A 12,477-nucleotide genomic window follows, 5' to 3' on the forward strand; every position below is an offset into this window, starting at 1 on the left:
TTAGCTTCAAGCGGCAAGTTGCAAGCCGCAAGACTGGCAAGCTTCGACGTGAAGCTTGCCGCTTGCAGCTTGCAGCTGCGCGATTAGATGTCCAGCAGCAGACGAGCCGGATCTTCCAGCAGATTCTTGATGGTCACCAGGAAGGTTACCGCTTCCTTGCCGTCGATCAGGCGGTGATCGTAGGACAGCGCCAGGTACATCATCGGGCGAATGACCACTTGGCCGTTGATCGCCATCGGACGCTGGATGATGTTGTGCATGCCCAGGATGGCAGCCTGCGGCGGGTTGACGATCGGGGTCGACATCATCGAGCCGAAGGTACCACCGTTGGTGATGGTGAAGGTACCGCCAGTCATCTCTTCGATGGCCAGTTTGCCTTCGCGGGCCTTCTTGCCGAAGGTGGCGATGCCGTTCTCGATCTCGGCCAGCGACATCGATTCGGCGTTGCGCAGGACAGGAACCACCAGGCCGCGGTCGCTGGAGACGGCAACGCCGACGTCAGCATAACCGTGGTAGACGATGTCGTTGCCATCGATCGAGGCGTTGACGGCCGGGAAGCGCTTCAGTGCTTCGGTGGCAGCCTTGACGAAGAACGACATGAAGCCCAGGCGTACGCCGTTGTGGGACTTCTCGAACAGGTCCTTGTACTTCGAGCGCAGGGCCATGACTTCGGTCATGTCCACTTCGTTGAAGGTGGTCAACATGGCCATGCTCGACTGGGCTTCGACCAGACGCTCGGCGATCTTGGCGCGCAGACGGGTCATCGGCACACGCTTCTCGGTGCGATCGCCTGCGGCGGTGACCACTGGCGCAGCAGCAGCGGCAGGCTTGGCAGCCGGAGCGGCGGCAGGCGCGGCCTTCTTGTTGGCGATGGCGGCAACCACGTCTTCCTTGGTGACGCGGCCACCTTTACCGGTGCCGGCAACCGAAGCCAGATCGATGCCGTTCTCTTCAGCCAGCTTGCGAGCGGCTGGAGCGGCGATCGGGTCTTCTTCGCCAGCGTCGGCGGCAGCGGCAGCCGGAGCAGCAGCGGCCGGGGCGGCGGCAGGCGCGGCGGCGGCAGCGCCACCTTCAACGATCGAACCCAGGACTTCGTCGGACAGGACGGTATCGCCCTCGCCCTTGACGATGTCGCCCAGCACGCCGTCGGCGGTGGCCAGAACTTCCAGGACGACCTTGTCGGTCTCGATGTCGACGATCAGCTCGTCACGCTTGACGGCATCGCCCGGCTTCTTGTGCCAGGTGGCAACGGTGCCGTCGGCGACCGATTCCGGGAAGGTTGGGGCTTTGATCTCGATAGCCATTATCAGTGTTTCCTTAAATTCGGTTTCAGGTGCGCGAAGGCGTTAGACAGTGAAAGCATCCTGCAGCAGTTTTTCCTGCTGCTCGGCGTGCATCGAAGCGTAGCCACAGGCTGGCGCGGCGGAAGCGTCGCGACCGGCGTATTCCAGGACCAGCGCCTTGTTGTGGCGGGTCAGGATACGGCGCATGTGATGCTGGCTGCTGTACCAGGCGCCCTGGTTCATCGGCTCTTCCTGACACCAGACCGCGTGCTTGAGGTTGGTGTAAGGCGCCAGGATTTCCACCAGGTCGTCCTCAGGGAACGGATACAGCTGCTCGATACGCACGATGGCGATGTCTTCGCGGCCTTCGGCACGGCGCTTTTCCAGCAGATCGTAGTAGACCTTGCCGCTGCACAGCACGAGGCGCTCGACCTTGGCCGGATCGAGAGTGTCGATTTCCGGGATCACGGTCTGGAACGAACCTTCGGCCAGATCTTCCAGGGTCGAGACGGCCAGCTTGTGGCGCAGCAGCGACTTAGGCGTCAGGACGATCAGCGGCTTGCGCAGCGGACGGATGACCTGGCGGCGCAGCAGGTGGTAGATCTGAGCCGGAGTGGTCGGTACGCAGACCTGGATGTTGTGCTCGGCGCACAGCTGCAGGTAACGCTCCAGACGCGCCGAGGAGTGCTCGGGACCCTGGCCTTCATAGCCATGCGGCAGCAGCATGGTCAGGCCGCACAGACGACCCCACTTGTGCTCGCCACTGGTGATGAACTGGTCGATCACGACCTGGGCACCGTTGGCGAAGTCACCGAACTGGGCTTCCCAAATCACCAGCGCGTTCGGCGTGGTGGTGGAGTAGCCATATTCGAAGGCCAGTACCGCCTCTTCCGACAGGAAGGAGTCGTACAGCTCGAACTTCGGCTGGCCCGGGAACAGATTCTGCAGCGGTACGTAGGTGCTGGCGTCCTTCTGGTTGTGCAACACCGCATGGCGGTGCGAGAAGGTGCCACGACCGATGTCCTGGCCGGTCATGCGGATCGGGTGACCTTCGAACTGCAGGGTGGCGTAAGCCATGGTCTCTGCGTAACCCCAGTTGATCGGCAAGCCACCGGCCTGCATCTTCTGGCGGTCTTCGTAGATCTTCGCGACCTGACGTTGGACGACGAAGCCTTCCGGCAGCTCGAGCAGCTTGGCCGACAGGTCCTGCAGGGTCTTGAGGTCGAAGCGGGTGTCGTGACGCGCAGTCCAGGCATGGCCCAGGTACGGACGCCAGTCGACGAACAGCTCGCGGTTCGGCTCCTTGACCAGGCTCTTGACCACGTGCAGACCGTTGTCCAGGGCGTTGCGGTACTCGTCGATCTTGGCCTGGGCGCGCTCGGCATCGATGCGACCAGCCTGGATCAACGCGTCGGCATACAGCTCACGGGTGGTGCGCTGCTTGCTGATCTGCTGGTACATCAGAGGCTGGGTACCATTCGGCTCGTCGGCCTCGTTGTGGCCGCGACGACGATAGCAGACCAGGTCGATGACCACGTCACGCTTGAACTGCATGCGATAGTCGATAGCCAGCTGAGTGACGAACAGCACCGCTTCCGGATCATCGCCGTTCACGTGCAGGATCGGCGCCTGGATCATCTTGGCGACGTCGGTAGCGTACTCGGTGGAGCGCGAGTCCAGCGGGTTGGAGATGGTGAAGCCAACCTGGTTGTTAATCACGATGTGCACGGTCCCGCCGGTCTTGAAACCGCGAGTCTGCGACATCTGGAAGGTTTCCATGACCACGCCCTGACCGGCGAACGCAGCGTCACCGTGGATCGAGATCGGCAGAACCTTGTCACCCACGGTGTCGTTGCGACGGTCCTGGCGAGCGCGCACCGAACCTTCCACCACCGGCGAGACGATTTCCAGGTGGGAGGGGTTGAACGCCATGGCCAGGTGGACTTCGCCACCGGGGGTCATCACGTTGGAGGAGAAGCCCTGGTGATACTTCACGTCACCGGAGCCCAGCTCGTTCATCTTCTTGCCTTCGAACTCGTCGAACAGCTCGCGCGGGTTCTTGCCGAAGGTGTTGACCAGCACGTTCAGGCGGCCGCGGTGGGCCATGCCGATCACGACCTCCTTGGTGCCGTAGGAGCCGGAGCGCTGGATCATTTCGTCCAGCATCGGGATCAGGCTTTCGCCGCCCTCGAGGCCGAAACGCTTGGTCCCCGGGTACTTGGTGCCCAGGTACTTTTCCAGGCCTTCGCCCGCGGTGACGCGCTCGAGCAGGTGAGTCTGCACGTCAGCGGAGAATTCAGGACGGCCACGAACGCTTTCCAGACGCTGCTGGAACCAGCTGCGCTGCTCGGAATCGACGATGTGGGTGAACTCGGCGCCGATGGTGCGACAATATGTCTTCTGCAGCGCATCGAAAATTTCGCGTAGGCTCGCTTCCTCTTTGCCGATGAACAGGTCACCGGTACGGAAGGTCGTATCAAGGTCGGCATTGGTCAAGCCGTAGTGATTGATCGACAGGTCTACGGGCGCAGGACGCTGCCACAACCCCAACGGGTCGAGCTTGGCAGCCTGATGGCCGCGCATACGATAGGCCTGGATCAGTCGCAGAACTTCAACCTGCTTCTTCTCGTGTTCACTGCTCACGCTCCCGGCGGATACCGGTTGGGCGCGGCGCTGGTTCTTTGCCAGCAGTACGAAATGGTCGCGGATTGTAGAGTGCGATACATCGGTAGCGGTGCTGCCGTCGGCGGGCAACTTCTGGAAGTAGGTGCGCCACTCTTCTGGCACAGCGTTAGGGTCGTGCAGGTAGAGCTCATAAAGCTCTTCCACATATGCAGCGTTACCACCTGAAAGGTGGGCGCTTTCCCACATGCGCTGCATCACGCTTTCTTGCATGCTTGGTCACCCTCGGTTAGGGGACTGATCGGCAAAAGCCACAGCAAACCTGGAAAAGTCCGAACACAGCGACTGAACCACGCCACCTGGATCCTGCTGATTTTCCGGGTACCAGCCCGGAAGCCCCTGCTGGTCTCATATCTTCATAGGTAATGAGCGCGGGCTTTGTGGGCCCTTGCTCGGGTTTTACCTTGGTGCGGGCTCAGCGCCCGCACCTCGGCTTACTGCAGGTGCAACATTTTTGAATCAGGTGCCGCTTTGCAGCAGCATGTTACGTACGTGACCGATTGCCTTGGTCGGGTTCAGACCTTTCGGGCAAACGTTTACGCAGTTCATGATCCCGCGGCAGCGGAATACGCTGAACGGGTCATCCAGGGACGCCAGGCGCTCCTGAGTCTTGGTATCACGGCTGTCGGCCAGGAAGCGGTAGGCCTGCAGCAGCGCGGCGGGGCCCAGGAACTTGTCCGGGTTCCACCAGAACGACGGGCAGGAGGTCGAGCAGCAAGCGCACAGGATGCACTCGTACAGACCGTCCAGCTTGTCGCGGTCTTCCGGCGACTGCAGACGCTCGATGGCCGGGGCCGGCGTGTCGTTCTGCAGGAACGGCTTCACCTTCTCGTACTGCTTGTAGAAGATGCTCATGTCGACGACCAGGTCACGAATGACCGGCAGACCCGGCAGCGGGCGCAGAACGAGCTTGTTGCCCTTGACCACCGACGACAGCGGAGTGATGCAGGCCAGGCCGTTCTTGCCATTGATGTTCATGCCATCGGAACCGCAAACGCCTTCACGGCAGGAGCGACGGTACGAGAAGCCCTCGTCCTGCTCCTTGATCAGTGCCAGCACGTCCAGGACCATCAGATCCTTGCCACCGGTATCGACCTGGAAGGTCTGCATCTTCGGCGCCGAATCGGTATCCGGGTTGTAACGATAAACTTCGACTTGCAACATAGCGGCCACCCTTAGTAAGTCCGGACTTTCGGTTCGAAGGCAGGAACTGTCTTCGGCGCAAAGTTGACGCCACGCTTGGCAACGCGCTTCTCACCCGGGTAGTACAGGGTGTGGCACAGCCAGTTCTCGTCGTCACGGTCTTCGTAGTCTTCACGGGCGTGAGCACCGCGAGACTCTTTACGGGCTTCGGCCGCGATGGCGGTAGCTTCGGCGACTTCCAGCAGGTTCTGCAGCTCCAGCGCTTCGATACGCGCGGTGTTGAAGGCCTGGGACTTGTCGTTGATCTTGACGTTGGCAATACGCTCGCGCAGACCAGCCAGCTGAGCGATACCCTTCTGCATGTATTCGCCAGTACGGAATACACCGAAGTAGTTCTGCATGCAGCTCTGCAGCTCGCGCTTGAGGCTGGCAACGTCTTCGCCAGTGGTGCGCTCGTTGAGCTTGTTCAGGCGGTTCAGGGCTACGTCGACGTCGGTGTCGCTGGCGTCGCGGTATTCGACGCCTTCGGTCAGCGCCTTCTCCAGATGCAGACCAGCTGCACGGCCGAAGACCACCAGGTCCAGCAGCGAGTTGCCGCCCAGACGGTTGGCACCGTGAACCGATACGCAAGCCACTTCACCTACAGCGAACAGGCCTGGGATGATCTGATCCTTGCCTTCGGCGTCCATGGTGATGGCCTGGCCATGAATGTTGGTGGCGATACCACCCATCATGTAGTGGCAGGTCGGGATGACCGGAACCGGCGCGACCACAGGGTCAACGTGAGCGAAGGTCTTGGACAGTTCGCAGATACCTGGCAGGCGGCTGTGCAGCACCTCCTCGCCCAGGTGGTCGAGCTTCAGCAGCACGTGGTCCTTGTTCGGGCCCACGCCGTTGCCGGCGATGATTTCCTTGACCATGGAACGGGCGACGACGTCGCGACCAGCCAGGTCTTTGGCGTTCGGCGCGTAACGCTCCATGAAGCGCTCGCCGTGGGCGTTGATCAGGTAGCCACCCTCGCCGCGGCAACCCTCGGTGACCAGTACACCGGCACCGGCGATGCCGGTCGGGTGGAACTGCCACATTTCGATGTCCTGCACCGGCACGCCGGCACGCAGGGCCATGCCGACACCGTCACCGGTGTTGATCAGGGCGTTGGTGGTCGAGGCGTAGATACGGCCCGCACCGCCAGTGGCCAGTACGGTAGCCTTGGACTTGATGTACAGGGTTTCGCCGGTTTCGATGCAGATCGCGATCACGCCGACAAAAGCGCCGTCCTGGTTCTTCACCAGATCAACGGCATAGTACTCGTTGAGGAAGGTGGTGCCTGCTTTCAGGTTGCCCTGATACAGGGTGTGCAGCAGCGCGTGACCGGTACGGTCGGAAGCGGCGCAGGTACGGGCGGCCTGGCCACCCTTGCCGAAGTCCTTGGACTGGCCACCGAACGGACGCTGGTAGATACGCCCAGTTTCGGTACGCGAGAACGGCAGACCCATGTGGTCCAGTTCGAAGACCGCAGCAGGGCCTTCCTGACACATGTACTCGATAGCGTCCTGGTCACCGATGTAGTCGGAACCTTTGACGGTGTCGTACATGTGCCAGCGCCAGTCGTCGTTCGGGTCGGCCGAAGCGATGGCGCAGGTGATGCCGCCTTGGGCGGATACAGTGTGCGAACGGGTCGGGAAGACCTTGGTGACTACGGCAGTCTTGTGACCGCCCTGGGCCAGCTGCAGCGCAGCGCGCATGCCGGCACCGCCGCCACCGATGATGATGGCGTCGAAAGAAATGGTTGGAATGCTAGCCATGGATCAGATACCCCAGAGAATCTGCACACCCCAGACGAAGTACGCGAACATCGCAACGCCGCACACAGCCTGGAACAGGAAACGAATCGCAGTCGCCGACTTGCCGAAGGACATCGGCGTCAGGTAGTCGGTGGCAATGGTCCACATGCCGACCCAGGCGTGAGCGCCCAGGGCAACGAGTGCCAGCAGACTGAAGATACGCATCGCGTTGTTGGAGAACAGACCGTGCCACTGGGCATAGTCGAGACCCGGGTGAACGGCGACGTAGCCGATCAGGAAAATGAAGTAAGCCGCGAGAACGACCGCAGATACGCGCTGCGCCATCCAGTCATAGAGGCCCGAACGCGACAGGTTCGTGACATTAGTTACCATACCCAAACTCCCGCCAGAACGATCAGCACCACGGAGATGACGATCACGATTTTCGAGCCCAGCTTGCCGCCCTCGAGCGTCTCACCGACACCCATGTCCATGATCAGGTGGCGTACACCTGCAACGAGGTGGTACAGCAGGCCGGACAGCAGGCCCCAAGTCACCAGCTTGGCCAGCGGACTGGTCAGACACGCCTTCACCTCGGCAAAGCCCTCCTCGGAACCCAGCGACTTGCCCAATGCGTAAAGCATGATGGCCAGGCCAAGGAACAGGATGACGCCGGAGATACGGTGAAGAATGGACGTGTACGCGGTGATCGGGAGTTTGATGGTCCTTAGGTCTAGGTTTACAGGTCGTTGGCTTTTCACGGCTTTTTTCACACTGAAGAGCCCCTAGCTAACAGGGCAAAGTTGTTGGTAAGTGTACTGGTCAGGTACCCACCACCCAGGGAGCGACGACCCCCAGCGGAACGGGCTTGCAAGCCCCTGGCGGTCGGTTGCGGAGTATAGACAGTTAGGCTGCTTATGACAACGTGAGGGGCTAGCCCAAATAGCGCATTGCCTTTAGCGAACAAAAGGCGTAAATGGGCGAGAATTTCGTGAAAAATCAGGGCTCAGAGGGTGTTTCAACCAGCCTTTAGGCAAATTGACATTCGAATTTATCCCTCTATAGTGGTGCGGGCCCTGCGTGGGGGGTCTGTCTGATGATTTCAAGCATTAATAGGAGGCCACATGGCTGACAAAAAAGCGCAGTTGGTCATCGAGGGCGCTGCCCCCGTCGAGCTGCCCATTTTAACCGGCACCGTTGGTCCCGATGTTATCGACGTCCGCGGGTTGGGGGCTACTGGTCACTTCACCTTCGACCCCGGTTTCATGGCGACTGCGTCCTGCGAGTCGAAGATCACCTACATCGATGGCGACAAGGGTGTCCTGCTGCACCGCGGCTACCCGATCGAACAGCTCGCCGAAAAATCGGACTACCTGGAAACCTGCTACCTGCTGCTCAACGGCGAACTGCCGAACGCCGAGCAGAAGGCCCAGTTCGTCAGCACCGTGAAGAACCACACCATGGTTCACGAGCAGCTGAAATCCTTCTTCAACGGCTTCCGCCGCGACGCTCACCCGATGGCGGTGATGTGCGGCGTGGTCGGCGCCCTGTCGGCGTTCTATCACGACTCCCTGGACATCAACAACCCGCAGCATCGCGAGATCTCTGCGGTGCGCCTGGTCGCAAAAATGCCGACCCTGGCCGCGATGGTCTACAAGTACTCCATGGGCCAGCCGATGATGTATCCGCGCAACGACCTGTCGTACGCGGAAAACTTCCTGCACATGATGTTCAACACGCCGTGCGAGATCAAACCGATCAGCCCGGTGCTGGCCAAGGCAATGGACCGGATCTTCATCCTCCACGCCGACCACGAGCAGAACGCCTCTACCTCCACCGTGCGCCTGGCGGGCTCCTCGGGCGCCAACCCGTTCGCCTGTATCGCCGCCGGCATCGCTGCACTGTGGGGTCCGGCCCACGGCGGCGCCAACGAAGCCGTACTGACCATGCTCGATGAAATTGGCGATGTCTCCAACATCGACAAGTACATCGCCAAGGCCAAGGACAAGAACGATCCGTTCAAGCTCATGGGCTTCGGTCACCGCGTTTACAAGAACCGCGACCCACGCGCCACCGTGATGAAGAAGACCTGCGACGAGGTGCTGAGCGAACTGGGCATCAAGAACGATCCGCAGCTCGAACTGGCGATGCGCCTGGAAGAGATCGCACTGACCGATCCGTACTTCATCGAGCGCTCGCTGTACCCGAACGTCGACTTCTACTCCGGCATCATCCTGAAGGCGATCGGCATTCCGACCAGCATGTTCACCGTGATCTTCGCCCTGGCACGCACCGTCGGCTGGATCTCGCACTGGAAGGAGATGCTCTCCAGCCCGTACAAGATCGGCCGTCCGCGCCAGCTGTACACTGGCCACGAGCAGCGTGACATCGTTGACTTGAAAGACCGCAAGTAAGCTCTTCGAGCCGAACGTAAAAAAGGCTGCCCTTGGGCAGCCTTTTTTATAGCGCAGCAACCGATAGACCGCTGCTCACCGCTTCGCGGGCATGCCCGCCCTCAGACTCAGGGCTTTTCAGCCTTGTCGCGCAACCCCTTGAGGGTATTGAACGGCGCGTCGACCACGAACTTGTTGGCCAGCCAGGACGGCACACTGCCTCCAGGCTCGGTGTGCACTTGGTAGGTAACCTCGGTGCTGTCACCCTTGGGCACCAGCTTCCAGAAGCCTTGGACCTGTGCCACACGCACATAGCCCTTTTCCTCCGGCAGGTATTTGGGGTCCTCCTCGAGCTTTCGGACCAGGCTGCCGTCAGCCTCCTCGGTGGTGGTCACGTGAAGGATCGAATCACGCGGCGTCACCGGCCAGGGCGTATTGAAACGAGTATAGGTCCAGCTCTGCGCGCCATCCTGCTTGAGCAGCTTTTGCGACTCGCACTCATGAATCCACTTGCAGGCACCTACGGTGTCCTCCTGCAAAGCCTTGACCTTGGCCAGCGGCGCCTTGATCAAGGTCACGCCGCGATAGGCTTTGTACTTCGAACCCGGCACTTCACTGAGGGACACCTTGATGCCGTCCTCATCCTTGGCCACCTGCCAGTTCTCGGCCCAGGCAGCCGGCGACAGCAGAACACCGACGCCACACAGCAGTGCAATACGCTTGATCGATCTCATCGTTTTGTTCCTTGTTGTCGAAGATCCAACCTGTTACGCCGCCGTCATTTGCTCCAACCAGCCGAGAATCCTGATCGCCTCGTCGCGATCATTGCCGCACACCTCCACGTCCGCCTTGAACCCACCACACACCGCCGGCCGCTCAGCCTTGCCGAACAACTCACAGAGGTTGTCAGTGGTCAGGTGCAGGCACCGCTCGCCAGCTGGCTTGCCCTGGGGCATGCGCGGCATCGGCGAGCTGATGGATGGGGCAATGCAGCATGCGCCGCAGCCCTCTCGGCATTTCATGAAACAGGACTCCCACGAGCAAAACGGGACGAACGTCCCTGGATAGTAACCGCTCAAACATATGTTTGAAATTGCGGATCGGATGAAATCTGCCGTGACCCGGCAGTCAGTTGGAACACCTACTGACGAAACTCGAAATCGATAGCAGCGCCCTCCACATCATGACGACTGTCGTTGCGCAGCTGTAACTGCATTTCGTTGTTGATCAGGCGCCCATTGAGTTGGAAGGGACTGTCATCGCTGACTGGCTTTTGCGGAAACATGGACGGCAGCAAAGGCTTGCGCCGCATCACCGGATCACCCACCTCTGGCTTGAGTTCTTCGACCATCGCGGCAGGCAAACTCAGGTCTAGCTTTGGCTTGGGCAACGGCTTGGCGACCGCCTTGGTCAAAGGTTTTTTGCGCACTACCTTGCCGGACGGCTTGGCCTTGCCCCTGCCCGGCGTCTTGCTCGCGACTTGGCCGGCCTTGTTCGCCGCCTGCTTGCGTACCGGCTTGGCCGCCGCCTTGGTTTGCGTCGCAGACGCTTTGGCCGCCGGCTGCGTGGCGTGTGCCATAGCAGCGGACAGGCACAACGGCGCCAGGCAAAGGAGTAGGACAAAAGAGCGAAGCGCTTTCATGGACATCAGGAGCGTGCTGGAAAAGTGTGCGTATGCTCTCTGTTCCGAACGCCACTGACAAGATTTACAACAGTGATCCTGTCGACGATTTGCATAACTGATGAGCCAGCAGACCCAGCGTGATCACTGCACGCTCGGCCTCCTTGTTCCATGGAATGCCGCAGTTGAGCCGAATGCAATGGTTGAACTGCTCGGTGTTGCTGAAGATAAGCCCCGGCGCGATGCTGATGCCTTGCTCCAACGCCCGCACATGCAGATCTTGGGTGTTGACCCTCCCAGGCAGGCTCACCCACAGAATAAATCCTCCCGTAGGCCGGGTCATCTGCGTACCTTCAGGAAAATGCTGCTGCACGGCCAACTGATAGGCGCTGAGGTTCTTGCGGTACTCCTGGCGGATGTACCGCAGGTGGCGGTCATATCCGCCGTTTTCCAGATAGGCGGCCACACCCATCTGGGTGACGCTGCACGCCGAATGGGTGGTGAAGGTCTGCAGGCGCTGGATCTCGTCCTGGTAACGACCGGCGATCATCCAACCTACCCGCACTCCAGGCGAAAGGGTCTTGGAAAAGCTTGAGCAGTAGATGACCCGATCCAGACGATCGAATGCCTTGAGCGCCTTGGTCCGGCCTTGCTCGAACATCAGTTCGCCATAGATGTCGTCCTCGACGATCTGGATATCGAAGTCCGAGGCCAGACGCAACAGCTGCTTTTGCCGATCCTCAGGGATCGTACCCCCCAAGGGATTGCTCAGACGCGGGGTCAACACCAGGGCCTTGATTGACCATTGGTTGGCAGCCAACTGCAAGGCCTCAAGACTGATGCCGGTCGACGGGTCACTCGGAATCTCGATGACCTTGAGCCCCAACAAGTCGGCCAATTGCAGCAATCCATAATAGGTGGGCGACTCCGCAGCGATCAGGTCGCCTGGGCGAGTCAGTACCCGCAACGACATTTGCAGGGCATCGACGCAACCATGGGTCACCACCACCTCACGCGGATCGACCAGCACCCCGGCGTCACGCATACGAATGGCTATCTGCCGGCGCAGTGGCTCGAAGCCAGGACTGAACATGTAACTGAAGGCGCGCGGGCTGTGAAAGCGCGTCACTTTGGCCAATTGCTGATGCAGAGCCCGCACCGGCAAATAGTCAACGTGCGGGACTGCCGCACCAAAGGGGAAAACTCCGTCTCGTCGCGCCTCGGTCAGCACCTGCTGGATGATGCTCGCACGAGTGACCAGGCCCGGCCGCTCGACCCGGGCGATATCAGGGGTCTGTGCGGTGAGTGCCGGGGTCTGGTGCACGTAGTAGCCGGACTGCGGCCGCGCGCGGATCAGGCCTTGATCCTCCAGATTGGCATAGGCCTGCAGCACCGTGGCATGACTGACGTTGAGCTGGGCGCTCATCTTGCGCACGGAGGGCACACGCTCACCAGGCTGGTAGACACCTCGGCGGATGTCATCGGCCAGTTGCTGGGCAATGCGCTGGTACAACAGCAGGTTGGTCATGGCGGCTCTCGAAACGCGGACGGGTTCGTTGTTCTTGTGCGAC

The 12,477-nt window shown here is 60.6% G+C and carries 11 protein-coding genes; 1 reads left to right on the forward strand and 10 read right to left on the reverse strand.

What is annotated here, in order from left to right; translation table 11 throughout:
* Positions 1-83: 83 nt before the first annotated feature.
* The 6 genes from odhB to sdhC all read right to left on the reverse strand — a co-directional run bounded on the left by odhB (position 84) and on the right by sdhC (position 7,665).
* A complete protein-coding gene (gene odhB, locus BLS27_RS17110; RefSeq protein ID WP_043211419.1) occupies positions 84-1,304 on the reverse strand; it encodes a 2-oxoglutarate dehydrogenase complex dihydrolipoyllysine-residue succinyltransferase in 1,221 nt (406 codons plus the stop codon).
* Between the two features lie 42 nt (positions 1,305-1,346).
* Positions 1,347-4,178, reverse strand: a complete 2,832-nt coding sequence (locus BLS27_RS17115) for a 2-oxoglutarate dehydrogenase E1 component (protein WP_043211421.1) — start codon at positions 4,176-4,178, stop codon at positions 1,347-1,349.
* 246 nt (positions 4,179-4,424) lie between these two features.
* Positions 4,425-5,129 carry a succinate dehydrogenase iron-sulfur subunit gene (locus BLS27_RS17120; RefSeq protein WP_043211423.1) on the reverse strand — a complete coding sequence of 235 codons (705 nt, stop codon included), beginning with the start codon at positions 5,127-5,129 and terminating at the stop codon, positions 4,425-4,427.
* Positions 5,130-5,140: 11 nt separating this feature from the next.
* The gene (gene sdhA / locus BLS27_RS17125) at positions 5,141-6,913 is read right to left on the reverse strand and encodes a succinate dehydrogenase flavoprotein subunit (protein ID WP_043211425.1); all 1,773 of its coding nucleotides are present in this window, start codon (positions 6,911-6,913) and stop codon (positions 5,141-5,143) included.
* Positions 6,914-6,916: 3 nt separating this feature from the next.
* A complete protein-coding gene (gene sdhD, locus BLS27_RS17130; RefSeq protein ID WP_043211427.1) occupies positions 6,917-7,285 on the reverse strand; it encodes a succinate dehydrogenase, hydrophobic membrane anchor protein in 369 nt (122 codons plus the stop codon).
* Positions 7,279-7,665, reverse strand: coding sequence for a succinate dehydrogenase, cytochrome b556 subunit (sdhC, locus tag BLS27_RS17135; RefSeq protein WP_023628897.1), 387 nt, complete (start codon positions 7,663-7,665; stop codon positions 7,279-7,281). Before sdhC ends, sdhD begins: the two co-directional genes overlap by 7 nt.
* Positions 7,666-8,016: 351 nt before the next feature.
* Between sdhC and gltA the strand changes: the two genes are divergently transcribed.
* Entirely contained in the window at positions 8,017-9,306 is a 1,290-nt protein-coding gene (gene gltA / locus BLS27_RS17140) for a citrate synthase (protein WP_043211428.1), read from the forward strand.
* Positions 9,307-9,413: 107 nt separating this feature from the next.
* On the opposite strand, the gene BLS27_RS17145 is transcribed toward gltA, so the two are convergent.
* The 4 genes from BLS27_RS17145 to BLS27_RS17160 all read right to left on the reverse strand — a co-directional run bounded on the left by BLS27_RS17145 (position 9,414) and on the right by BLS27_RS17160 (position 12,434).
* Positions 9,414-10,019, reverse strand: coding sequence for an START domain-containing protein (locus tag BLS27_RS17145; protein WP_043211429.1), 606 nt, complete (start codon positions 10,017-10,019; stop codon positions 9,414-9,416).
* A gap of 33 nt (positions 10,020-10,052) precedes the next feature.
* The gene (locus BLS27_RS17150) at positions 10,053-10,307 is read right to left on the reverse strand and encodes a YkgJ family cysteine cluster protein (RefSeq protein ID WP_090345922.1); all 255 of its coding nucleotides are present in this window, start codon (positions 10,305-10,307) and stop codon (positions 10,053-10,055) included.
* A gap of 119 nt (positions 10,308-10,426) precedes the next feature.
* Positions 10,427-10,927 carry a hypothetical protein gene (locus tag BLS27_RS17155; RefSeq protein ID WP_043211452.1) on the reverse strand — a complete coding sequence of 167 codons (501 nt, stop codon included), beginning with the start codon at positions 10,925-10,927 and terminating at the stop codon, positions 10,427-10,429.
* A 64-nt stretch (positions 10,928-10,991) separates the two neighbouring features.
* Complete coding sequence (locus BLS27_RS17160) at positions 10,992-12,434, reverse strand: aminotransferase-like domain-containing protein (protein WP_043211432.1); 1,443 nt, start codon at positions 12,432-12,434, stop codon at positions 10,992-10,994.
* Positions 12,435-12,477: the final 43 nt, after the last annotated feature.

Source organism: Pseudomonas guariconensis (assembly GCF_900102675.1).
Classification (GTDB): Bacteria; Pseudomonadota; Gammaproteobacteria; order Pseudomonadales; family Pseudomonadaceae; genus Aquipseudomonas; species Aquipseudomonas guariconensis.